This is a genomic window from Taklimakanibacter deserti, from assembly GCA_003574785.1.
Map to the genome: position 1 here is coordinate 70841 of QORU01000003.1, position 23619 is coordinate 94459.

Annotated in this window: 21 protein-coding genes, 1 tRNA gene and 2 pseudogenes; 12 read left to right on the top strand and 12 right to left on the bottom strand. The window is 60.7% G+C overall.

Annotated elements, in window-relative coordinates; genetic code table 11:
- Window positions 1-4 precede the first annotated feature (4 nt).
- Both DS839_RS06415 and DS839_RS06420 read left to right on the top strand, forming a co-directional pair.
- The gene (locus DS839_RS06415; protein WP_119269481.1) at window positions 5-1117 is read left to right on the top strand and encodes a helix-turn-helix transcriptional regulator; all 1113 of its coding nucleotides are present in this window, start codon (window positions 5-7) and stop codon (window positions 1115-1117) included.
- A gap of 95 nt (window positions 1118-1212) precedes the next feature.
- Window positions 1213-2892 (top strand): mucoidy inhibitor MuiA family protein, encoded by a 1680-nt coding sequence (locus DS839_RS06420; RefSeq protein ID WP_119269482.1) that lies wholly within the window; start codon window positions 1213-1215, stop codon window positions 2890-2892.
- Between the two features lie 30 nt (window positions 2893-2922).
- Here the strand turns inward: DS839_RS06420 and DS839_RS06425 are convergent, their stop codons facing one another.
- A complete protein-coding gene (locus DS839_RS06425) occupies window positions 2923-3174 on the bottom strand; it encodes a hypothetical protein (RefSeq protein ID WP_119269483.1) in 252 nt (83 codons plus the stop codon).
- Window positions 3175-3502: 328 nt separating this feature from the next.
- Between DS839_RS06425 and DS839_RS06430 the strand changes: the two genes are divergently transcribed.
- Complete coding sequence (locus tag DS839_RS06430; protein WP_119269484.1) at window positions 3503-4795, top strand: adenylosuccinate synthase; 1293 nt, start codon at window positions 3503-3505, stop codon at window positions 4793-4795.
- 1 nt (window position 4796) lies between these two features.
- Window positions 4797-5663 carry a hypothetical protein gene (locus DS839_RS06435; protein ID WP_119269485.1) on the top strand — a complete coding sequence of 289 codons (867 nt, stop codon included), beginning with the start codon at window positions 4797-4799 and terminating at the stop codon, window positions 5661-5663.
- 511 nt (window positions 5664-6174) lie between these two features.
- On the opposite strand, the gene DS839_RS06440 is transcribed toward DS839_RS06435, so the two are convergent.
- Window positions 6175-6963 carry a hypothetical protein gene (locus DS839_RS06440; RefSeq protein ID WP_119269486.1) on the bottom strand — a complete coding sequence of 263 codons (789 nt, stop codon included), beginning with the start codon at window positions 6961-6963 and terminating at the stop codon, window positions 6175-6177.
- A gap of 214 nt (window positions 6964-7177) precedes the next feature.
- Here DS839_RS06440 and DS839_RS06445 point away from each other — a divergent pair, with 214 nt between their 5' ends.
- The gene (locus tag DS839_RS06445) at window positions 7178-7795 is read left to right on the top strand and encodes a CAP domain-containing protein (RefSeq protein ID WP_119269487.1); all 618 of its coding nucleotides are present in this window, start codon (window positions 7178-7180) and stop codon (window positions 7793-7795) included.
- A 68-nt stretch (window positions 7796-7863) separates the two neighbouring features.
- Here the strand turns inward: DS839_RS06445 and rpoH are convergent, their stop codons facing one another.
- Window positions 7864-8778, bottom strand: a complete 915-nt coding sequence (rpoH, locus tag DS839_RS06450) for an RNA polymerase sigma factor RpoH (protein ID WP_119269488.1) — start codon at window positions 8776-8778, stop codon at window positions 7864-7866.
- Between the two features lie 212 nt (window positions 8779-8990).
- Here rpoH and DS839_RS06455 point away from each other — a divergent pair, with 212 nt between their 5' ends.
- Entirely contained in the window at window positions 8991-9749 is a 759-nt protein-coding gene (locus tag DS839_RS06455; RefSeq protein WP_119269489.1) for a bestrophin-like domain, read from the top strand.
- Here DS839_RS06455 and DS839_RS06460 read toward each other — a convergent pair.
- Window positions 9744-10742 carry an RluA family pseudouridine synthase gene (locus DS839_RS06460; protein ID WP_119269490.1) on the bottom strand — a complete coding sequence of 333 codons (999 nt, stop codon included), beginning with the start codon at window positions 10740-10742 and terminating at the stop codon, window positions 9744-9746. The genes DS839_RS06455 and DS839_RS06460 overlap by 6 nt on opposite strands.
- Between DS839_RS06460 and DS839_RS06465 the strand changes: the two genes are divergently transcribed.
- Both DS839_RS06465 and DS839_RS06470 read left to right on the top strand, forming a co-directional pair.
- Window positions 10741-11091 (top strand): DUF6476 family protein, encoded by a 351-nt coding sequence (locus tag DS839_RS06465; RefSeq protein WP_119269491.1) that lies wholly within the window; start codon window positions 10741-10743, stop codon window positions 11089-11091. The two genes, DS839_RS06460 and DS839_RS06465, sit on opposite strands and share 2 nt — an antisense overlap.
- A 78-nt stretch (window positions 11092-11169) precedes the next feature.
- Window positions 11170-11245, top strand: a tRNA-Glu gene (locus DS839_RS06470).
- A gap of 322 nt (window positions 11246-11567) precedes the next feature.
- Here DS839_RS06470 and DS839_RS06475 read toward each other — a convergent pair.
- The 3 genes and pseudogenes from DS839_RS06475 to DS839_RS36875 form a co-directional block, all read right to left on the bottom strand.
- Complete coding sequence (locus tag DS839_RS06475) at window positions 11568-11909, bottom strand: hypothetical protein (protein ID WP_162918339.1); 342 nt, start codon at window positions 11907-11909, stop codon at window positions 11568-11570.
- A gap of 531 nt (window positions 11910-12440) precedes the next feature.
- A pseudogene (locus DS839_RS36870) lies at window positions 12441-13354 on the bottom strand (Na+/H+ antiporter NhaC family protein).
- 13 nt (window positions 13355-13367) lie between these two features.
- Window positions 13368-13709 carry a Na+/H+ antiporter NhaC family protein gene (locus DS839_RS36875; protein ID WP_368911268.1) on the bottom strand — a complete coding sequence of 114 codons (342 nt, stop codon included), beginning with the start codon at window positions 13707-13709 and terminating at the stop codon, window positions 13368-13370.
- Window positions 13710-14405: 696 nt separating this feature from the next.
- On the opposite strand from DS839_RS36875, the gene cax reads away from it, so the two are divergent.
- A complete protein-coding gene (gene cax, locus DS839_RS06490) occupies window positions 14406-15455 on the top strand; it encodes a calcium/proton exchanger (protein WP_119269494.1) in 1050 nt (349 codons plus the stop codon).
- 38 nt (window positions 15456-15493) lie between these two features.
- Here cax and DS839_RS06495 read toward each other — a convergent pair whose 3' ends face one another.
- Window positions 15494-17104, bottom strand: a complete 1611-nt coding sequence (locus tag DS839_RS06495) for a CYTH and CHAD domain-containing protein (protein ID WP_119269495.1) — start codon at window positions 17102-17104, stop codon at window positions 15494-15496.
- Window positions 17105-17204: 100 nt separating this feature from the next.
- Between DS839_RS06495 and DS839_RS36325 the strand changes: the two genes are divergently transcribed.
- Window positions 17205-17573 carry a hypothetical protein gene (locus DS839_RS36325; RefSeq protein WP_162918340.1) on the top strand — a complete coding sequence of 123 codons (369 nt, stop codon included), beginning with the start codon at window positions 17205-17207 and terminating at the stop codon, window positions 17571-17573.
- Between the two features lie 198 nt (window positions 17574-17771).
- On the opposite strand, the gene DS839_RS06505 is transcribed toward DS839_RS36325, so the two are convergent.
- On the bottom strand, window positions 17772-18638 hold the full coding sequence (locus DS839_RS06505) for a sensor histidine kinase (RefSeq protein ID WP_119269497.1): 867 nt from the start codon (window positions 18636-18638) through the stop codon (window positions 17772-17774).
- Between the two features lie 548 nt (window positions 18639-19186).
- Here DS839_RS06505 and DS839_RS06510 point away from each other — a divergent pair.
- A pseudogene (locus DS839_RS06510) lies at window positions 19187-21193 on the top strand (mechanosensitive ion channel family protein).
- A 57-nt stretch (window positions 21194-21250) separates the two neighbouring features.
- Here DS839_RS06510 and DS839_RS06515 read toward each other — a convergent pair.
- Window positions 21251-21700, bottom strand: coding sequence for a universal stress protein (locus tag DS839_RS06515; protein ID WP_119269498.1), 450 nt, complete (start codon window positions 21698-21700; stop codon window positions 21251-21253).
- A 351-nt stretch (window positions 21701-22051) separates the two neighbouring features.
- Between DS839_RS06515 and DS839_RS06520 the strand changes: the two genes are divergently transcribed.
- On the top strand, window positions 22052-22468 hold the full coding sequence (locus DS839_RS06520) for a c-type cytochrome (protein ID WP_162918341.1): 417 nt from the start codon (window positions 22052-22054) through the stop codon (window positions 22466-22468).
- A gap of 46 nt (window positions 22469-22514) precedes the next feature.
- On the opposite strand, the gene DS839_RS06525 is transcribed toward DS839_RS06520, so the two are convergent.
- Window positions 22515-22730 (bottom strand): hypothetical protein, encoded by a 216-nt coding sequence (locus DS839_RS06525; RefSeq protein ID WP_119269500.1) that lies wholly within the window; start codon window positions 22728-22730, stop codon window positions 22515-22517.
- A gap of 86 nt (window positions 22731-22816) precedes the next feature.
- Window positions 22817-23596 (bottom strand): universal stress protein, encoded by a 780-nt coding sequence (locus DS839_RS06530; RefSeq protein WP_119269501.1) that lies wholly within the window; start codon window positions 23594-23596, stop codon window positions 22817-22819.
- Window positions 23597-23619 lie beyond the last annotated feature (23 nt).

Consider the following 23619-nt stretch of genomic DNA (forward strand, 5'->3'; position numbering starts at 1 on the left):
TCGGATGAGGATCAACGAGCATCAGTTTGATCGCGCTGCCGAGCTTTTCTACGAAGCGGCTGCACTGCCCGATCGATGGCCGAGCGCGCTCGAGTTTCTTGGAAACAGCATCGGCGCGCTGGGCGTCAATCTGTTCCCGATACAAGCCGGCCGGCATTCCGCGCTCTGCATGCCCGAAACCGAGGAAACAGTCCGGGATTTGGTCACCAGCCGCTGGTTTCCCGACAATACCTACATGCGGCGTGGTCTCGCGCTGACGCGAGCCGGACGGCAGGGCCTGATCTCTTCCGCCGAAATGTTCACACCTGAAGAGATGGCCCGTGATCCTTTCACCAACGAATGGCGGAAGAAGGTCGGTATTGGACACGAGGCCGGCATGCTCCTCGTCAATCACCCGCCAGACCTCATCATGCCGATCACGATAGTCCAGCCTTTAGCGGACGAGCCCTATGAACCAGCCGAGATCGCCAAGATGAACAAGCTCCTGGCATCCCTCAAAAGCGCGACGAGCCTTGCCTTGAATGTTGGTTTCTCGGCGGCCCAAGGCCTGGCGGCCGGCTTGAGCCAGGCGGGCAGGGAAACCGTCCTGTTCAGTGAATCAGGGCGTGTTCTCCATGCACCGGCAACGCTCGAGGCGCATTTCGGCGATGCCGTCTGTCTCCATGCCGAAACGATTTCCTCCTGGAACCCGGCCGCCAATGAACGCCTGTCATCGGCCGTGAAGCGTGCCGTAAGCAGGGCTTCGCCGGAAGCACGTGTGGCCCCGTCATTCGCCCTGCCGAGGAAGGGCGGTGGTGTGCCGTTCATCGGGGAGGTCATTCCGATCGTCGGCGGCGCACACGACATCTTCATGCTCGCCCGCGCCGTGCTCATCATCTCCGATCCGCTGGCCAATCTGAACCGGGCTTCAGCGCCTATTCGCGAAGCGTTCGGCCTTACGCAGGCCGAAGCGAGAATGGCGTCGAGGATTGCCGCGGGCCAGCAGCTGATGGACATCGCGGCGGCCGAGAACATCACGATCGAAACGGCGCGATCGCGCCTGAAGCTGGTCCTGGCCAAGACCGGAACACATCGCCAGACCGAGCTGGCAATCCTTGTGTCCTCGTTCGGACGCTGAGCAGCTCCGCCCCAGCTCTGACCTTTTCCAGCCCATAATTTGCCGCAACGTCCGCCTCTGATGGTTCCCGGGACAGGGAACCACGGAGCATCCCCATGCGTACGATCACCATTGCGCTTTTCCTCGCCACGACGTCATTAACGCCGGCTTTGGCCGCCGATATCGCCGCCCTTTCGCGCATCGATGCCGTGACCGTCTTCCCGCGAGGGGCGGAGGTCACCCGCATCGCCGAGGCCCGCATCGCAGAGGGCGAGCATACGCTCGTCTTCGAGGGCCTCCCGGCCGAGCTCGCACCCGAGACCTTGCGGGTCGAAGGCGCGGGCGGTTCAAAGATCGAGATCGGCTCGGTCGACTCCAAGCTCGTCTTCGCCACTGACAACAGCCGGGGCGAAGACCGCAAGCGCATCGAGAAGGACATCGAAGCCTTGAATGACGAGCGCGCGGCGCTCGACCAGGCGATCGCCGATGCCGACTATCAGAAAGATCTCATCCAGCAGATGGCGAGCATCACCCTGACCGACCGTCCCAAGGAAGGCGAGACCCGCATCCTCGATGCGCAGAGCCTGGGCGGCGTCCTCGATCTCATTGGCACCAAGCTCGCGAGCCTCGGCAAGACCGTCCTCGATGCCAGGCTGCGCCAGCGCGAGATCGACCGTCTCACCGGCGATCTCAACAAGAAGCTCGCAAGCCTCGCGCCGCAAGAAGAGCAGCGGCTCAAGGTGAGCGTGCATCTGACGGCGGCGCAGGAAACGGAGGGCACCTTCCGCCTGCGCTACCGCATCCACAATGCCGGCTGGCAGCCGATCTATGATGCGCGCCTCGGCGCGATGGACAAGGACGGCAAGGCGCCGATCGAGCTGGTGCGGCGCGCCGATGTCGCGCAGTCGACGGCGGAAAGCTGGGACAATGTCGCCTTGACGCTATCGACGGCGCGCCCGATCGGTGCCACCGCGGCGCCCGATCTCATGCCCATGGCCATCAACGGCTTCATCGAAGGCCGGCGCGAGAACTTCACCGCGCGCGGCACCGGCAATGCGGGCGGCGAATTGGCTGCCCCGCAGCAAATGCAGGACAAGCGCAGCGATGACGATGGAGTCGCCGATGTGGCGCCGATCGTGCAGGCACAGGCGAATGTCGCCATCGCGGGCTTCCAGGCGCTCTACGGCATAGGCGGGCGGGTCACGGTCGACAACACCGGCACCGCCAAGAAGGTGCGCATCGCGACCGACAGGATACAAGCGAAACTGTCGGCGCTCGCCGCCCCCAAGCTCGATCCCAATGCCTATCTGACGGCGGCCTTCACGCTCTCAGGCGAGACGCCGCTCCTGCCGGGCCCGGTCATGCTCTATCGCGACGGCGTGTTCATGGGCGAAGGCGCCTTGCCGATGCTCTCGCCCGGCGAAGAGGGCCGGCTCGGCTTCGGCGCCGACGACCTGGTGAAGGTCAAGCGCATCGAGGTGAAACGGCGTACCGCCGAGGAGGGACTGATCTCGACCTCCAATATCGATGAGCGCGCCTTCGACATCACCGTCAAGAACCTGCACCAGGCAGAGATCCCGATCACCATCCTCGACCAGATGCCCTATTCGACCGAGGGCAAGATCACGGTCGACACGCTCTCCGGCATGACGCCGCCGACGGTCAGGGATTATGAGCGCCGCCGCGGCGTCCTCGCCTGGACCTTCGAGCTCGCGCCCCAGGACACGAAGGTCTTGCGGCATGGCTATAAGGTGAGCTGGCCACGCGACCTCAAGCTCGGACTCAATGAAGAGTGAGCTCGCCGCGCAAGCGCGGGGACCCCCCGGCTACCTGCCCGCGGGGTCTTTCGCGCTGGCGCCCAGCACCTTCTTTTCGAGGAACTCGAGTCGGGCGGACAGATCGTCGGTCTCGCTCTGGAAGTAAGCGACGATGAGGACCGCCAGGATGAGGCTCGAATTGAATACGCCGATCGTGCCGGTGAGCCACGGGCCGAGATAGGCCAATACGCCGGCGAGCACGATGACCATGATGACGATCTTCAGCGCGCGGACCGGACTTGATTTCTTCTTTCTAGCCATGGTGTCAGTTTAATCCCAGCCTTGGGTTCCCTCAAGTCACAGTTTATCGATAGACGATTCGCCGCTGCCATACTCGTTAACAAATGGAATTCTCGTCGCATTATAAAGCGCGATGGCTTAACACCGGGTCGCCATCGCGCTTTATCTTTTTGTTTGCGCATGACCTTTTCGGAAAACCGGTATCCACTTTTCCGGATCATGCGCTGGGCCAGTTCAATACGCGTTTGCCTTTATCCTATTCCGGTGTAAAAGCCTGCAACGGCCCCGGCGCGCACAGCGCTTCGGGGCCGGTTTCATGTCTGGCTGGGCTTCGGTTCAAGGAATCACGATGGCGAATGTCGCGGTAGTGGGCGCCCAATGGGGCGACGAGGGCAAGGGCAAGATCGTCGACTGGCTGTCGGAACGCGCCGATATCGTGGTCAGGTTCCAGGGCGGGCACAATGCCGGCCACACGCTGGTGATCGACGGGGTGACCTACAAGCTCTCGCTCTTGCCTTCCGGCATCGTGCGCAAGGGCAAGCTCTCGGTGATCGGCAATGGCGTCGTCATCGACCCCTGGGCGCTCTGTGCCGAGATCGACAAGCTCTCGGGGCAGGGAGTCGCGGTCAGCCGCGAAAACCTGCGGATCGCCGGCAATGCCACGCTCATCCTGCCCTTGCACCGCGAGCTCGACCAGATGCGGGAAGCCGCGGCGGGCGAGGGCAAGATCGGCACCACCGGGCGCGGCATCGGGCCTGCCTATGAGGACAAGGTCGGGCGCCGCTCGATCAGGGTGCATGACCTCGCCAATCTCGCGACCCTCGATCCCAAGATCGACAGGCTGCTCACCCATCACAATGCCCTGCGCCGCGGCCTTGGCCAGCCCGAGGTCAAGGCCTCCGACCTCAAGGACCAGCTGGCGCAAGTGGCGCCCAAGCTTCTCACCTATTCCGATGCGGTCTGGCACCTGCTCGACGAGGCCAGGCGCGACGGCAAGCGCATCCTGTTCGAGGGCGCGCAAGGCATCCTGCTCGACATCGATCACGGCACCTATCCCTATGTGACGTCCTCCAACACGGTGGCGGGGCAGGCCTCGGCCGGCTCCGGCATGGGGCCGTCCTCCATCGGCTATGTGCTCGGCATCGCCAAGGCCTATACGACCCGCGTCGGCTCGGGCCCGTTCCCGACCGAGCAGCAGAACGAGATCGGCGAGCTCATCGGCCAGAGGGGGCGCGAATTCGGCACGGTGACGGGGCGCAAAAGGCGCTGCGGCTGGTTCGATGCGGTGCTGGTCAACCAGACGATCAAGGTTTCGGGCATCCATGGCGTGGCGCTCACCAAGCTCGACGTGCTCGATGGGCTTCCCGAGATCAAGGTCTGCGTCGGCTATGAGCTCGACGGCAAGCGCATCGACCGATTGCCGGCCGCCGAGGAAGCCCAGAAGAATGTCGTGCCCGTCTATGAGACGCTGGAAGGCTGGCAGGAGACGACGGCGGGTGCCCGCTCCTGGGCCGACCTCCCGGCCCAGGCGATCAAATATGTGAAATATCTCGAAGAGCTGATCGGCTGCCCGGTGGCGCTGCTCTCAACCTCGCCCGAGCGCGACGACACGATCCTGATGAAGGATCCGTTCGAGGACTGACATGTTGCGGCGCCTCATCGGGATCGTCGGCGCCACTCTCATCTTCGCGCTCGCGACCGCCGTCACGCAATTGGGCGGCGTGGCTTTCCTTCTCGCTTTGCTCCTCGTCTGGATTGTGCGCCGCTCCGGCATGCGCAAATCCGTCGCGGTGATTGCCGGGATCGTCTTCTTCATCGCCGGCCTCGGGATAGCCAATCGCTTCATCGTGCCGCCGCTCGCGGCGCAATTCGGACGCGCCCCTTTGCCCTGCGCGGCGACGGGGGAGCAGCCTTATGCCGCTCTGTCGCCGCTTTATTGCGCCCTGGGACGCAACTATGTGCGCCCTGAAGCCAGGGCCATGCTGGACGCCATGGCATCCGATCTCGCCCAACACTATCCCGGTCTCACCGTCGCCTATCTCGATGCCGGATTTCCGTTCTTCGACGGTTTCCCGCTGCCGCCGCATCTCTCCCATCACGACGGGCGGCGCATCGATCTCGCCTATTTCTACAAGGATCGGGCAGGGACCTACCAGCCGCTCGCGACGCCGTCGCTTCTGGGCTATTGGGGCTTCGAGCCGCCCTCCACCGGTGACGCCTCGCCTTGCGATGACAAGGAACGTTGGCTCACCTTGCGCTGGGACATGGGCTGGTTCCAGGCCTTTGTGCGCCAGGACCTCGTCCTCGATGAGGAGAGGACTGCCGTCATGCTGCGCTGGCTCACCGAGCGCGGCTCGACCCAGGGCGTCGAGAAGATCCTGCTCGAACCGCATGTGGCAAAGAGGCTACAAGTCTCATCACCCCTGATCCGGTTCCAGGGCTGTCGCGCAGCGCGCCATGACGATCACATTCATGTCGAGGTCGGCTATGCGCCTGGACCACCGTCGTAGTCTCAGGAGCCCTGTTGGCACTGCTCTCGACGTCGCCGGAGCGCAGTGTCGGCGGAGCATCCCTGTGCCGCTCTCTCGCTGGATACAGGGTAAATTACAGGGAAAAATCGAAAAAGCGGGCTTTCGCACTGCGGGCTCGGAGGTTGGCCGGCCGCCTGTATGGGAGACCTCGCAGGACCTAGCCGTCAGCCCTATATATGGCATCAGGGAACTGGAGTTCGCCATGCATCCCATCCTGCTGTTCAACCCGTCATTGGCGCTCAAGATCGTCATCGCCGTCATCACCATCGTGGCGCTGGTCCTCTTCATCAGGGCCTATGGGCGGAGCGGGAAGCTCTAGCTGCTTCGGCATGGCGAAGGGAGCTCGGCCAAGAACACCAAGAAGATTTTGACGAGTCGGCGCAAGGACTTGGAGGCGGGAACCAAGATCCTGCTTGAAAAGGAGACGATCACGCCAGAGGACTTCCCGCCGCTCCTGCCGGCAAAGGATAAGATAGCGACGGAATAGCGATCAGTAATTCCGCCCCTCGACGAAGAAGCCGTAGAGCGAGGTGAGGACCGTGATGCTGAAGATGGTGAAGATCCAGTTCACCACCAGCTGAAGCCCGAAGCCGACGGCGATGCCGAGCATGCCGTGGACAGCATTGGCGGCATAGGCGAGCGCGCCGAGCATGAGCCCGGCACCGAGCGCGACGACGATCTCGAACAGGAAGATCAGGAATATCGGCAGGTTGTTGCCGTTCGTCACCGACCAGGCATCGCGCATGCCGAAATCGCTGCGGCCGAGCGCTATGGCGGGAAGCTTCACGCCCAAGCGCAAGGCCAGCACGCCGATCACCGGAATGATGACGATGGCGATGAGGATCATGGAGGCATCGATCTGGCCGAGCAGTCCGCCGATGAGGCCGAGCGGCAGGCCGACGACGAGGCCCGCCGCCACCACGGCAAGCGAGATCAGGAGGAGGTTGCCGAAATAGCGCCAGGTCTTGTCATCGAGCCGGAAGATGTCGCGGCCCTTCGGCACCTCATCGAGAAGGATGTAGCGGTGCCAGTTCACGGCGATCGAGGCGAAAGCCAGCAAGGTGACGAGCGCGATGATAAGGTTGATCAGGAAGGTGGCTCCGGGACTGGCTTCCGGATTGCCGCCGGTCGTACGATCGAGCAAAGCGGAAAGAGCGACGACGACCGGCACGAAAACCGCATACCAGGGCCAGCTGATGCGGAAGGCATAGGCGATATTGTTGCGCACGCTGCTCAGAGCGTGACCGATGCATTGGCCGGCGGGAAGCGGACGGGGCATTTAACTTGTGTCTCCTCGCCGTCCGCCTTAAGAAAGCCCGAAGCGCCCGTCAAGCCACCAAGCTCAACGCGCATCCTTTCGCGAAGTGGACTCACTTCGCCGAAAGGACGCGCGCCAAATCAATATCTTGGAGCAAATCCTTATCGCCAAAGTCTTCAACTTTGGCGGGATTTGCTCTAAGACGGGCCAAAACCGATCCCGACGGCAACCCCCTATGAGCATGCTATCCTCTCGCAAGCACGTGATCCGGCTCGTTGCGCTTTTGCTGCTGGCCGCGGCGTCCATTCTGCCCGCTGGCCAGACGGCGCAGGCCTCGAGCGATTATGCCTATTATGCCCGCGCACTTCTGAGCAAGCTGCCCGAGAATGCCGGCGCCAGGCCTGATCTCGAAGAATATCTCGACAAGCTCGTCTCTTCCTACCGCCAGTCCAAGGGCCGCAAGGGCCTCATCGCCTCGGATCTGATGCGCGAGGCGGCGAGAGCCCAGGCCGCTGACATGATGTTCACGGGGAAGTCGAACCACCGCTCGCGCTCGGGCCACAGTTTCGACCAGCGCTTCGGCGCCTATGTCGAGGACGTGGAGCTCTATCGGGCGAAGGGCGAGAATGCCGCGAGCGACCGCAAGAAGGGGCCGGCGGACGAAAGCAAGGCGCGGGCGCTGTTCGCTCTGTGGCTCGCCAGCGGCGGCCACCGGCGCAACCTGATGAAGCGGGATTATGACTATGTCTCGACCGGCGTCATCCAGCGCGGCGATGAATTATGGGCGGTGCAGATGTTCTGGTCGAAGCCGGCGCCGCCCAACAGCAATCCGCTGATCATCGGCGTCGAGTAGGCGGCGTTTGGCATACGCAAACAAAAAGCGCCGTTCCGGTCAGGGAACGGCGCTTTGGATTTGATTGATCAGACCCTGGCTTCGGCGGCGGCGATCGCGGGCTTGGGAGCGAGCGCCTTCTGGGCGGCGTTCTTCACCGCCTTCTGCACCTTCTCGAAGGCTCTGACCTCGATCTGGCGGATGCGCTCGCGCGACACGCCGAATTCCTGGCTCAGATCCTCGAGCGTCGCCGGCTCTTCCTGCATGCGGCGCTGCTCGAAGACGCGGCGCTCGCGATCGGTGAGCTTGTCCATGGCTTCGGTCAGAAGGTCGAGACGCAGCTTCTTCTCCTCGCTTTCGACGAGCATGTCTTCCTGCGTGTCGCTATCATCGACCAGCCAGTCCTGCCATTCGCCTTCGCTCTCGGCGCGCACCGGTGCATTGAGCGAGGCATCGCCCGACAGCCTGCGGTTCATCGACACGACGTCCTCTTCCGGCACGCCGAGGCGGCGGGCGATCTCCTTGACCTGGTCGGGCTTGAGATCGCCTTCCTCCAGGGCCTGGATCTGGCCCTTCACCTTGCGCAGGTTGAAGAACAGCTTCTTCTGGCTGGCGGTGGTGCCCATCTTGACGAGGCTCCACGAGCGCAGGATGAATTCCTGGATCGAGGCCTTGATCCACCACATCGCATAGGTCGCGAGCCTGAAGCCCTTGTCGGGCTCGAAGCGCTTAACCGCCTGCATGAGGCCGACATTGCCTTCCGAGACGACCTCGGAAATGGGCAGGCCGTAGCCCCGATAGCCCATGGCGATCTTGGCCACGAGCCGCAAATGCGAGGTCACGAGCTTATGGGCCGCCTCGCGGTCGCCATGCTCCTTCCAGCGCTTGGCGAGCATGAATTCCTCGTCCGGCTGCAGCATGGGAAACTGCCGGATTTCCTGCAAATAGCGGGAAAGACCGCCTTCGCTCGAGACGCTCGGAAGTGAAGCGACGGGTTTAGCCATGATATGTGCCCCCCTTTCACGGGCCGGGTGGAGACGAGAGCCTCCGCCGGTGATGAGGATATAGGGTTCAATGCGCGGAATTTAAGACCGTTCCCGAAAAAAAGAAACTTAATAAGTTGCAATATATGTCTGAGGCTGACGTTACGGTAGATTGTCCGACCCGGCGGATGGCCCTTGCTCGGGGGCAGGATTCGGGGGATTGATGCAAGTCTATGATCTGGCTCTACCATTTGCCGCCAATCGGGCTGTTGCTGGTCCTCAGCCTGTTCATTGGCGCCGCCGCCTTCGGGCTCTGGTGGCTGCCCAAGCTCTCGGTCACGTTTACGTTGGTGCGGGCCGGGCGGGAGATGTCGCCCGTGATCCAGACCATCTGCGGCACTTTGTTCGTGATGGCCACCACCTTCCTCGCCGCCAATGTCTGGGCCGTCGAGGACCGTGCCTATGAGGCGGTCGCCATTGAGGCCCGCGAGGTGCGCCTGCTGCGAACCCTGTCGCATCTCCTGCCCGAGCCCCGGCGCAGCGAGGTGGGCAATCTCGTCACCGACTATGCCGGGCAGTCGGCCGCCGAATGGCCTCATATGGACGACTTGGGCGGCAGCCGCGAGGCCGAGCGGGTGCTGGCGGCGCTCTACAATGCCGCCCTGTCGCTGGCGCCCCATGAGCAGATGCTGGGCCAAGAATTCATGGCGGCGCTCAAGGCGGTGGGCGAGGCGCGCGAGCGCCGGCTCGACATCGCCCGCAACAATCTCAGTCCCGACCAATGGGCGGCGATGCTGATCCTGGCTCTGACGCTGGGCGTCGCCGTCACCATCGTGCATGGGGACAGCGACGGCGGGCGGGCCCTCGCCCTCGGCCTCATCGCGGTGATCGTGAGCACCGCGCTTTTCCTGCTCATCGCCCATGACCGGCCGTTCATCGGCTGGGATGCGCTCGAACCTCAATCGGTGATCGCCGCAGCGCGGGGCTCATGAGGCGGAGAGCGCCGCGATGAGCAGGGCGAGGTTGCCGGGCGGCGCGCTCTCGAAATGCATCGGCTCGCCCGAGACCGGATGCTCGAAGCCCAGCACCGCCGCGTGCAGCGCCTGGCGGCTGAGCGATTTGAGGGCGATCCGCGCCTTCTCCGGCAATTTGCCGATCGAGGCCTTGAAACCCTTGCCATAGGTCTCATCGCCGAGAAGCGGATGGCCGATATGGGCCATATGGACGCGGATCTGATGGGTGCGGCCGGTCTCGAGCCGGCAGCGCAAAAGGCTCGCATAGGGCGGCGCGCCGAAGCGCTCTTCAACATCATAATGAGTGATCGCCTGGCGCGCGCCCGCGCGGCGGGCGACGCTCATTTTCTCGCGCGCCGTGGCATGCCGGCCGATCGGCGCATCGACGGTGCCGTGCCGGCGTTCGGGCGCGCCCCAGACGAGGGCGAGATAGGCGCGCTCCAGCCGGCCGTCGCGGCCATGGGCGGCGAATTGCTCGGAGAGGCCCTTATGGGCCTGATCGGTCTTGGCCACCACAAGGAGGCCCGATGTGTCCTTGTCGAGGCGGTGGACTATCCCTGGGCGCCTCACGCCGCCAATGCCCGACAGGCTTTCGCCGCAATGGGCGATGAGGGCGTTGACCAGGGTGCCGGTCTCGTGGCCGGCCGCCGGATGGACGACGAGGCCCGCCGGCTTGTCGATGACGATGAGGGCGTCGTCCTCATAAATAATGTCGAGGGGGATGGTCTCGGGCAGGGGCTCGGCGGCGACCGCCGGGGGCAGGCGCACGCTGACCCGCTCGCCCGCCTTCATCTTGCGGCGCGCCTCGGTCACGGCCGACCCCTCGACAGCGACGCAGCCATTGGCAATAAGGGCCTGGAAGCGGGCCCGGCTCGTTTCCGGAAACCGGTGCGCGAGGAAGCGGTCGAGCCGCTCGCCCGCATCCTCCGCGGCAACGGCCGCTTCCAAGGACTCAGATGATGGAGAGGTCATGACGGATAACCAGCAACCGGCGGAGACAGATGAAACCCCGCCGCAGCCGGGCTTACGATTCCTCGAAATGACCGTCTATATCATGGGCGGGCTGCTCGTCATCATGCTGCTGGTGCTCTTGGGCGGCATCGCCTGGAAAGTGACGCGCGGCAAGGCGCCGGAAGCGCCGCCGAAAGCGAGCCTGGTCGAGATCGCAACGCCCGCCGGCGCCACGATTGCGGGCGTCACCCTCGACGGCAACACCATGGCCGTCCAGGTGGTCGCGGGCGGGAACCACGAGGTGGTGGTCGTCGACACCCGCAAGGGGGTGGTGGTGAGCCGGATCCGACTCAAGCCCGAAACGCCCTGACCCTCCTTCGCTAAAGCTTCGGAGGGCATCTTGCGCTTTGCCCATGGGGCCCGTATATCGAGGCCTCTCGAACAGTGCGCCCCCTTCGTCTAGCGGCCCAGGACGCGGCCCTCTCACGGCTGAAACAGGGGTTCGAGTCCCCTAGGGGGCGCCAATCTTTTCAAGCACTTGGGCAATTCAAGAGGGCGGTTTGGTCCTTTGCCCAACTCCAGCTCATTCCGCGAGTGCCAGTATTGCAGCGGACGCATGCTCGTTGCTAAGGATGCGTCGCAACTAGGGTAGGTGGCCAGTTCTTATCGTTGATCGGCTCGACCTTTAGCCAGTCGATTACCATGGCATGCACGAAGGGCATATAGTCCCGATAATGGCCCAGCTTGAATTTTGCCGGCGACGGTTTGTAGGGATCGGGCTCATAGCCGATTTTGCCTGTTATTCGCACAATGAAACGGTTTCCGGCATAGACTTCAATGGCGGCCTTACCAGAACGTCCCGCCTGGACGCGTTAGCTCATCTCGACCCACTGCCCGAGAGCTGACGGCAGAATGGGACTTGGCGGCATCACCGGCCATTTCCGCCAATTTGAGATCCAAAACGTGCGCCTCTAAATCATAGGTGTACGGCTTCCAATCCGGCATATCTAACGAAAGCACAGCAACACCAAGAGAGCTGGCTCTATTGGCAGACGCGAACGGAAGCGCCTTGCGGAAAATACCAGCGTAACCGCCGAAAGACTGCAGAAAACGCTGGAGGTAAATCGTTTCGTCTATGTCGGCCACGTCATCAGAAGGCGAGTTCGCCGTTGAAGGATCCCAAGTCATTCACGCCGCGCTGATCCTGAGTCGGACCGTTTCGGCTGCGCACTTACCCTGCGCCATACCGAGCACGAATGTCATTTGTCCTTTAAGCTAAGAATGTATTCTATGGCATTCCTCATCTCGGCGTCACTCATGTGGATATCGGGCATCGTTGGGTGCGATGACTGAAACCATGCCGCGAGCGCAATAGACGTCATCCCCGACGTATTGGCGATGTCTTGGAACGATGGGGCTTCAGCGACTGGTGATTGACGCTCGCCCGGGTACTGCATGACACTGGAAGCAGACCTCAGAAGCGTACTGCCTACCTTTCTCTGCATCACCGATGATCTGGCTCATTGGGGTTGCCGGAGTGAGAGCCACGAACAGGCCAATGAGGAACTTATCAATGAGGCGCATGGTCAAAGTCCGGTTAGGTTCGCAAGCGGGCGTCGGTGCGCGGGTGCTCCGGTTTTAACCCGGACGCCTGCCGTGCCGGAAGCCTTCCAATCTTCGTATCGCAGTCTCATGGGTATATGCCCGGCGATTGAGAATCTAGATATTGCGAGAGGGCGCTCTTGGAGACAGCATGCGGATGCCGAGGATCGCAAAAACGATCGCGACAATTGGGTTCAGTATGTTGAAAAAGCAGAATGGCACGAAGCTTATCGTGGCGATTCCGAGAGTCGCGGCCATGTAGGCTCCGCAGCAGTTCCAGGGGATCAGGGGCGAAGTCACGGTCCCAGAATCGCCAAGTGCGCGCGACAGGATGACCGGAGCGAGCCCCTGATCCTCGAAGGCTTTGCGGAACATGCGGCCCGGTAGCACGACGGCAATGTACTGGTTGGAAGCAAGGACGTTCGTCGCGAAAGCTGCTCCCACAAGCGATGCCACCAGTGTGCCGACCGACCGGGCCGCCGCAATCACGGAGCCAATCAAGCGCTCGAGTACGCCGGCCTTCTCGATGATGCCGCCGAAGGCGAGCGCAACGACGATAAGCCAGACGGTCCGAGCATACTTTGCATGCCGCCGCGAGACAGCAGCTGGTCGACCGCCGGCTCGCCGGTATGAGAGGTGTTGCCGGTGGCGAGAGCCGACCAGACACCCTTGAGCAGTGCCAGATCTGGTGAACCGGATCCTGCCAGAGCTACGACCCGGTCGGGAGCAATTGCTACGGCGAGGATGCCGCCGGCAAGTGCGCCAAGAAATACTGTCACGAAGGGCGGCCAGCGCAGCAGGGCCAGCGCCAGGACGAGCGCCAGTGGCAGGAAATGCACCAGCCAGGGGTGGAAAGCGGCTTCGATGCGCGCCGTCACGGCGGAGGCATCAAAATTGCCTGCCGAGCCGAAGCTCCAAAAGAGTGCAAGAGCGATAGCAAGCGACGGCATCGAGGTCCATAGGGACTCCCTCACATGCTCGTAGAGATCGGCATCGGCGGCAGCACAAGCGAGATTGGCCGTGTCGGACAATGGCGACGACTTGTCACCGAAAATAAGCGCCGGAGATCACGGCGCCGGCGGTGATGGCCGGGTCGAGGCCCATTTTTTGCGCGACACCCATCAACCCGATGCCGATTGTGCCGGCGACGGTCCAGGAACTTCCGATCGAGACCGCAACGACGGCACAGATCAAACACGTGGTCATGTAGAAGTAGTCAGGGCTGAGCAGCATGAGTCCGTAATAGACCATCGCGATCAGCGTGCCGCTGAGCGCCCAGGTGCCAATCAGCGAGCCAACTGCGAGCAGGATGAAGATGGCGGATAGCCCGGTGGTAACGCTGGCGACCGCAGCGTCGCGCAACTCATCGAGAGAATGCGGCGCCAACCGACGAAAGCCGCGACAATTGAACAGAAAACCAGCGCGACTTGGTTCGGGCCGCCAGCGGCGCCATCGTGGAAGAGATAGAAGGACAGTCCTAGCAGCCCTATCAGCGTAACGACCGGGACGAGCGCCGCCGGCAGGCCAATCGGCCGTGGCCCGGTGGGCATTTTGCTTCGTTTGTCGTTGCTAGCCCCGGTTTCCATCATTTCCTCCTCGCGCACGGTTCATGCGATCGTGCCGGCCCTTGCGTTCTCCAATCATGGCGCCAGCCTCAATCGACAAAAACGACCTCGGCATTGTCGCAATCACTAGTCGCAAGATCGGAGCTCGCCTTGATATCGGTCAAGAGTGAAAAGAATTCGCGCCTGGCCCCGAGGCGTCAAGTGGCGCTCCTGTCTCGCCCGTAGTCCAGCGATAGGTCCTTAAAGTCCCCGGATCGCCGTCGTGGTCGCCGGAGAGTCCGAATTCCCGATCCTTGCTTATTGCTCGACAGGGGTGAATGTGCCCCCGCAGCCAGCTACACTCCCGCAGAGTTGATCAAAGTCAAAATGAACAACTGGGCGGCAGTGATAGAAAGATTGGTCATATGAGGGGAGCATCATGGCATGAGCCGTCACGAGCGTTCTGCCAGCAAGGACGAAATGGCCGGCTTCCGGCAGGCTGGCCTTCGCGAGCCCACTAAAGCTGAGCCAAATTAGGATGAACTTACTTCTCATCTTTGCGCCCATTGCAATCACTCTGGAAATTTTCGCTCCCGAGCGCTATCTCCTTGTCTTCCTAAGCTCCTCGCTTGCCATCGTGCCTCTTGCCGGCTGGTTGGGCCGCGCCACGGAGCATCTTGCGGCGCGAATGGGGGATGGAGTTGGAGGACTCCTTAACGCGACCTTTGGCAACGCAGCTGAACTTATCATCGCGCTCGCCGCATTGCGTGCCGGGCTTCACGACGTGGTGAAAGCGTCGATCGCCGGTTCAATAGTGGGTAATATTCTGCTTGTGCTTGGTGCTGCCATGTTGGCCGGAGGCCTCCGCCATTCCGAGCAGCATTTCAACGCCGCTGGGGCGCGTTCTCAAGCGACGATGCTCATGCTTGCGGCGATAGCTTTGATTCTTCCCGCTGCCTTTCAGCTCAGGGTGGGTGCGACCGCCGAGATGCTCGACCAACTCAGTGTCACGATTTCCATCGTCCTCCTCGTTGTTTACGTGCTGTACCTCGCGTTTGTGCTCATCACCCATTCTGCTCTGTTCCAGGGCCCTTACCGGCAAGAAGAAAAAGAAGCCCACATGTCCGTCAGCCGGGCCATCCTAGCGCTCGCGGCGGCGACAGTGGGAATTGCCTGGATGAGTGAGATCATGGTGGGTGCGATCGAACCCACAGCGCACGAATTTGGCCTCAGCGCCGTGTTCGTCGGCGTGTTCGTTGTCGCGATCCTGGGAAACGCCGCCGAACACGCAACAGCCATTACTGCAGCGTTGAAAGACCGTATGGACCTTGCGCTCTCAATTGCCATGGGCTCCAGCATACAAGTGGCGCTCTTCGTAGCTCCGGTTCTTCTGCTTACGAGCATCTTTCTAGGCCCGAGCCAGATGGATCTTGCCTTTACGGGCGGACTCGTCCTGATGGTCCTTCTGTCCACGCTCATCACGAGTCAGGTTGCTGGCGACGGCCGGTCCGACTGGCTTAAAGGCCTGCAGTTGCTCGCCGTATATATTGTCTTTGGCCTGACCTTCTTTTTCCTGCCAACCAAGTAACAAGCGGACGTTCCGCTGGCGCTGTTGGAAAAAACCGCTCAGGCGTGCGGATCCCAAAAGCGGTCTGTCTTCTTGAATCTTCTCCAGCACCTGCGCAGTTTCCCATCGGCCAGAGAGGCGCCTCGCGCGAACCAGCCAAGTATGTAGCCCGATGCTCTTTGACCTTCCTCGCCGAGCGAGGGAGACAGTTTATCCAGGAACTGTCTGGCGGCCACGACATCATTGTGCGCGCCGAGAAGGTCCTGCATTTCGGCGATCCTTTTGACGAAGGTGCGATACTGGCGCTTTTGGCTGAAGTCTCCGGCCAGGAAATCGACCCCGTATCTCAGGTTCTTGAAGGCGATGCGCAACTTGTGGCGCGCCTCGTCGGACTGATCGGGCAGGCTCTTTCCCCGTTTCAGAACCCGATTCGCCAGCCTGTCCAAAGTTTCTCGCGCGAAATCGGTTGCCGGTACTGCGAGAAGCTGCGCGTCGGCACCCGACAAGGCGTTGCACCATGCGCGGCTGGCCAGAAGTCGTTGAACCTTAAGGACGAAGAGGGTCGTTTCGCTGTCGTCGATCACCGCCCTAGCGTCCTCATACGCAACAGCCCGGCGGCGTTCAATTTCGGTCAGTAATGCTTCGCCCCCCGGCGGGCAGTCTGGGCTGGACAGCGGCCCCTCGGCAAGTTGGCGGATGACATCACAGTCGCGCGCCGGCCCCAGGGCCGTCGAAATGCGTTTGGCTTCAGTGCGCAGGATCTCAAAGTCAGGAAAGGGTATACCCTGCCTTAGGATCGCAAGACCACTCCTCATACGGCGAAGCGCAACTCGCAGCTGGTGAACGGATTCGGGATCGTTGGACTCCCGCAGCGGCGCCCAGTTCGCCACAAAATGCGCGAGCGTGTGGGACAAAATGACGTCCACCGCACCGTCGAGCATGGCTTTCGGCTCAAACTTGACGGGCTCGGCCTTCACGGGAGTGGGCTTCCTGTGCAGAGCGATGCGGCGGCCCTTTTCGGATTTACTGACAAAATCGAGCCGCAGGGGAATATCCTGGGCGAGCTTCATCGCCAGATCGCAGAGATCCGCTTCCACGCCCGATTTCAGCTCGAGCTCGATCTCCGTCACCGGCACGCGCTGTCCGCCGCCGACAATATGGCCCTCATCGAATGCGACTTCGATTCTGGACGAGCCGCAGGTGACCTCGGCGATCCGCCTCTTGATCAGAGTCTCGAATTCTTGTTTGAGGGGCTTTCCGCCCAGCAGGGCGGCCAAACTATCCGCCGTTTGCGCATCAAATAGCGAGAGATCGGGCTGAAGATCTACCGAAGGGACTTCGAGTTCCCCCCGCCGGAAGGGTTCACGGGCCACCGAGGGCTTCCATTTGAGGGTGAGAACAGGCCTGGAGTTGCCCTTATTCTGCTTCTCCCGGATGCGGAGGGAATAGCCGCTGTTCCACAGATCGTTGGAAGCCGTGTCAAAGTAGATTGACCGCAAGTTCTCGATGCGTGATGGCGAAGCCGATTCAAAGATCCGCGACTCCAGAGCGGACTCCAGCCCGACAACGTCAGTCCGAAATTTTATTTCAATTTCCTGCGCACCACCGCCTGCCGCCGGATCAGCCGTACACGGCGGAGTTGCATCTGAGAAGCTCACCAGTTCAACCATTCCGGTTCTCTTGCGGTGAATGAAAACAATACCTACTCATCCCATTGAGCCTGCGGACGCATTGATCTGTATCAAGATCCAGGGTCAGTAAGATCTGAATATGCGGGCGTTCTACGGAGCTGTTTTCCCCGGTTTGAATACCGGTGCGATTCCTGGCGACGCGCGTCACCGGCCACAAACTGCCACAAACAAGCACAATTGCGACAACCTGCGGCGACCAAATGAAGACATCCTGGGTCCGCATGAAGTTTCGAGGGAGGAGTTCATGTCGGAACATAAGCTTCTGTTCTCGCTGATTGTCCTTGCAAGTATTGCAAGCTTGGGGTGGGTGCTGATCGTCTACATATTGTCCTTTCACGGGGCGCGCTGGCTGGTTGACAGTATCGCCTGCGCCGATGTGCCGCGCCGCCGTGACCTACGGCTTGCCCTGTCCCCGGGGTTGCGCCAATATCGCTTCCGCATGTGCTGATTGTTCAGTAAGCCGCGTGTGCCCGAGTCAGATCACGGCCGAAGTGGAGAACAAGAACGCAAGAACGTCGCGCATCGGTAGACGCTCCGCCCAGGCCGTTGCCGCGCACCATGACCAGCCTACCGGCTTCTAATATCGGAAATGAAGCCAGCCAGAGCTACCGCCCCCCAGTTCAGCATGCGAATAAATGACGGCGCCTCAACTCTTCCGCAGATATGGATGCAAGAGAAATGACTGGAAACGCATCAAGTATTTGTGGCGCCTGCAAGCGGGGACGGATTTGTTGAGATTACGTTCGCTTGCCTTACTCAAGTTCGCGGGGTCGGTTCCGGCCGGGCTCAGCGGCACCCATGCTGTAACGGTCGTGCCATGACCAGGACTGCTTGCGATGTCGAGCCTCCCGGTATGTGAAGCAAGCCTCTGTCGCATGCTGGCGAGGCCGAGAGTCATCCCTTCTCGACGATGCCGGGGGTCGAAGCCGACACCATTGTCCGAGATTGTGATCTGCAATCCATCGTCGAGCCGGCTCAGATGAACTTCCGTTCGACTTGCCTTTGAGTGGCGCGCAACATTCCGCAAGCTTTCCTGAACGATGCGGTAGAGGCACAAAGCGATGTCATGTGGCAGGTCGTCAGGTATATCAAGCGTCTTCACCTCCAGTTGAGTCGATGATTGCGAAAAGTTCTCGCATTCGGACTTCACTGCTTCGGCCAGGCCCAAGTCCGTGAGAATTGAAGGGTGAAGTCTGTAAGAAAGAGCGTGCACATCTTCGCCAAGACGAACTAAGCCGTCATGTATTGATTTCATGCCGTTATGAACGCCAGGGTTCACCGGGCCGCGGGCATGGCGAGCCGCGTCAATAGCCAAGCGCGCCAGGCGCTGCGTAACATCGTCGTGCAACTCACATGCGAGGCGGGCACGCTCGGCCTCTTGCGCATGGATAAGTTGTCTACTCAGATCGCTGGCGTCGGCTTCAGAGCGCCGTCGTTTGCCTCGCTCGTGCAGCAGCCAGGAGACTAAGCCCGCTTGTAGAATGGTCACGGTAAAGATTGCGATAGTCTGCAAGTTGCATCTCTCCCGACGAAAGCCGATTGCACTGGGCGGTCAGGTAACTCTCATTTTGCAATTGTATTTCATTCCGCCCATCCGCAGCGCGCATTGACACAGGTCAAAACGCCACCCTGGTAGCCGGCTGCTCTCGCTGTCCAGCCTTTTGGAGGGCGTGCAACGGGGCACAGATACCCGCGAGGCAGACACCCTCCCAACCTGCGTGGGTATGTAATCGCTGGAATTGATCTGCATCAAAAAACCTCAGCTCGCCAACTGCTAGCGTCCCGCCGGCGGTAATGACAGCGACATATGGGAAACGAAGCATTGATTTGGGTCGGAACATTTTGTCTTGTCGGGGTTTCACCGGCCATTGGCCGCATGGCGCGAATGATGTGCCGCCCTTGTCCTGCTTTCACGACGGAATGTGGAGCATCGCACTTGGCCGGCTCCTTTGCCGTTCAGCGCCAGCTATGAGCCGGTTCGTTCGGATCCCTGTCCAGAGAAGACCATTCACCGGCGAATGGTGGAAAGCTTACGCTGTCGGCTTTGGTATATTGTTGTTGATGCTTGCACCTGCGTGGTCACAGCAGGCTCAATTGGACATGCCACCTGAGAAGGCCAGGCAATTCCTTGACCTGCTGTCCGATCCGGACGTGAAGACATGGCTGGAAAGGAAAATTCCGGCAGCACCCAATGAGCGCGAGGTGTCGATCGCGGACTCGATTTCCGGGTGGGAAGCGGCCATCCGCGATCACGTCATTGCTCTCGTGTCTGCCGTACCACGCATCCCGCACGAACTGGCGAACGCGGCGGACATAGTGACCCGCGACGTAAATTCAGGCAGACCGGGGCTGGTGCTTGGAATACTCGCTCTCCTGATCGCCTTGGGCTTTGGAGCTGAGTATTTGATACGATGGGCGCTGAGCCGGGCGCAGAAAGGAACCACTGAACCGAATGCGGGGCAGGCGGTCCTTTCGGAGGTCGCCGCTCTGCTGACCTTCGCCCTCGCGAGCGCAGGTACGTTCATGGCGTTCGAATGGCCGCCATTGCTCCGACGGATCGTTCTTACACTGCTTCTGGCGGTCATTGGGTTTCGGGTTGTTCGCGCAGCTGCCGACCAGCTGGTTTTCGCTCGTGCCGGTGCTTTGACGGACAAATCCCCACCGCTTCTGGAAAGTCATGCCGCCGATTTCTGGTCCTTCCGCGTCAGCCTGATCTCCGGCGTCTTTCTCGTCGGCTGGGCCATTGTCAGTCTGACGCAGGCCTTGGGCTTCAGCCCCGAAGTCGGGAAGCTTGTCGCTCTGGCGTTCGGGTTGGGCCTTCTGGGGATCGCCATTGACATCGCCTGGCGCCGTCAGCCCTCCTTGGCCAAACGGATTCTGCTGACTCTCTACCTCGCCATGCTTTGGGTGACCTGGGTTGGCGGCTTGCTCGTTTTGTTGTGGCTGGGAATCTTTTCGCTCGTCCTGCCGACTGCCGTGCGTGGAGTCGGCCGCCTCGCGGCGATCTGGGCCGCCAGCGCGAAGCGCAAGGGCCCGTTGGGTGTTATTCTCGAGGTAGTGATCGTTAGAGGCGCCTGAGCGGCGGTCATAGCCGCGGCGGTTGTGTGGCTTGCCCACATCTGGCGCATCCGGACCGCATCTTTGGCGGGTCTGACGGGCAGCGAAACTGGGGCGACCATCATAGCCGGTGCGCTGAATGCCATTATCATTCTCCTCGTGGCTGATCTGGTTTGGCAGATGGCGAAATCGTTGATCACCTATAAGATGGAACTTCCGCCGAAAGAGGGCGCCAGTTCAGACGAACTGGCCCGTAGCAGCAGGCTCCTCACTCTTCTGCCGATCTTCCGTAATGCGCTTGCCGTGCTCATTATCGTCGTCACGGTGCTCACGATCTTGTCTGGGCTCGGGGTACAGATCGCGCCGTTGATCGCCGGTGCGGGCATCTTCGGCGTCGCCGTCGGCTTCGGCTCGCAGACATTGGTCAAGGACGTGTTGAGCGGCGTGTTCTATATGCTGGACGATGCCTTCCGGGTCGGCGAGTACATCCAGAGCGGCTCATACAAGGGCACGGTGGAATCCTTCAGCGTCCGCTCCGTGCGGCTCAGACACCATCGCGGAGCTGTCTTTACCGTCCCGTTCGGACAGCTTGGGGCTATCCAGAACATGAGCCGGGACTGGGTGATCGAGAAAATGACGATCAACGTCACTTACGATTCGGATGTCGAGCTGGCGCGAAAGCTCGTCAAGAAGATCGGCCAGGAGCTGGCGGCCGATCCGGAATTCGCGGCAGATACCCTGCAACCGCTGAAGATGCAGGGCATCGATAGTTTTGGCGACTTCGCTATCGTGCTCAAAATGAAGCTCATGACAAAGCCTAACGCGCAATTCGTCGTCAAACGCAAGGCTTATATGATGATCAAGAAAGCCTTCGCTGAGAATGGCATAAAAATTGCCATGCCGACGGTGCACGTCGACGGCGGTGATAGAGATGCGGTCGCCGCAGCGGGTCAGATCGTCAAAATGAATCAGGACACGGCGCGAGCCGCTCAAGGGGCGGATGCAGCGTGATCCGCTTCGCAGTGTGCAGGATCTACAATCGCCTTATCGGGAGTTGATCCTAGCAGTTCAGGAACGGTGGACGAGCACGGGAATGTTGCTGTGTGTCAGGACCTTCACCGTCTCGCTTCCCAGGACAATCGCCGACATCCCTCGCCGCCCATGTGAAGCCATGACGATGAGATCACAGCTCCTGCCTTCGGCCGTTTCGATGATCGCCGCATAGGGATGTCGGTGCTCGATTTGGACAGTCTCGCAGACAACACCCTTCGCTGTTGCAACACCCTTGGCCGCCTCAAGGTATCGCCTTGAGTGTCCGTGGAGAATTTCATGAACAAAGTCAGCAGCGCCGGGAATATCCACAACGGGTGTGGGGTCGGATTCCATGGAATGAAATGGGACCGTAACCGTAAGAACGGTCACATTGGCGCCGAGGGCCGCGGCGAGGGCCATGCCATGCTCGATAGCTTTTTGAGAAAGCTCAGAACCATCGGTTGGGATGAGAATATGTTTGTACACGTGATGCTCCAATTAGCTCTGACGCACTATAGAACGGTCCCACTTCCGCTTACTAAAGCCCTTGCGGAGCAGATTTGATCTGGGTCAGAATCACGCGGCCATTTCCGACGAAGGCGAAGGTTCTGGACATTGAAAGTTGCAATGCGCATGGCTCTGACGGTCCCCCAGTTGCAGGAGGATCGCGCCAGGCCCAATCGGGGACGCGACCAATTCCGGTTTGCCGGACCCTCGACCTGCGCGGCGCCCGCAAGTATCATGGCCTATCGCCGCGATCCCTTAGCCCCAGAGCTCGGAGAGAAACAAATGCCTCGCTCGTTTGAACTTTCAGAAATATTCTACCTGAGATCGAGAGTGGCTGTCGCCCTCATATTTTCGTGCGCGCTTGGCTCAAATCATGTTCTGGCCAATGAAGACATGCCGACGGTTGAGCAGGATTTCCAATTTCACTGTGCGGCTTGTCACGGTGCCAATGGCAAGGGCGACGGACCGGTGGCGCGAGTCTTGAAGATTGAGCCGCCTGATTTGACGCGGATCGCCGAGCGGAATGGCGGCGTTTTTCCGGAAGCTGTGATCTTCGGGACGATCTCCGGGCTCGATATGCCGGCCTCTCATGGCACTCGGGAAATGCCGGTCTGGGGCGACCTGTTCATTGGTGAGACCCTGGATCAGTCGGTATCGATCGAGGATGCCCAGGAAGCCACCGCTGAGGTCACCGACCGGATCAGACGGCTGGTCAAGTATATTGAGACGATCCAGGTCAAGAAATAAGTCCCGCAGACGGTCTCGATAGCGACGTGCCGATTGGATAAATCATCTAGCCCAGGGGCTGCCAGATCTTCCTGTCAGCCAGCTCATTCTCGGCCACGACGAACTTTTCTTCTTCAGCGCCTTCCATATGAAGCATCCAGCGCATCGGGGTCTCAATCTCTCCATAAGGAGCGACTACGACAAATGAATGGCCTGCGTGCATCCCAGAAAGCTTCTTGTAGCGTGTATTGATCACCTCTGATGCCCTCACTCCGTCGGTCATGCATATACTCAAAAGGCTCTTCGCTTTAAGATTCGGCCATCCCACGCGCTCATTGCCGCGACTTCATTCCGGCCTAATGGTTCGCGCTAGTGCGATACGAGAACCGGTACGGAAAATTGATGTAACAAGTCGCGGGTCGCGCCGCCGAGGAGAGTCTCGCGAAAGCGAGAGTGGCTGTAGGCTCCGGCAACGATCATGTCGGCGTCTTCCATTGCCCGAGAAGCAAACAATGCCTCGATGACCGACAAATCCCCTGTGTCGGGCCATTGATCAACCTCGACTGTTATCCCATGAGCGAGAAGATGGTCGCTCAGCAGCTTGATATCGGCATCCGTCTCGTCGGAACGTGGATCGAACGCAAACACCGACACCTTTTGCGCCTGGGCGAGGATCGGCATCGCATCGTGCACGGCACGCGTTGCCTGGCCGCTTGGAGACCAGGCGATGACGACATTCTGAATTCTTCGCGTCGATCTCGATCGATGCGGCAGCACGATCATCGGAACGCCTGCCGATATCAGGACATCTTCAGGAACCGACGGAAGGATCTTGCCCGAAGACTCCCTGTTGGGTTGTGTCGCAACGAGTAAATCCGCATAATGTGCAAAGAAGTCCTTCCAGCCTGGCGATTTGCGATCGGCAATCCTGAACCGACTGACTACGCCCGATGCCCGCGCCTTCGAGTCAAGCAATTCTCCCACCATGCTGGCCCGGTCGGACCACTCGCCTTCGAAAGCTTTCTCGGAGCTCACATCGACGCCCGTCAGCCTTGCGCCGAGTGTCTTCGCGAGCGAGACTGCAAAATCAAGACGGGCTTCATTGTCGGGCGAGCCATCGAGAAAGACGAGAATGTCTTTGTAGCTCATAAATGACTCCGTTCAGAAATAAG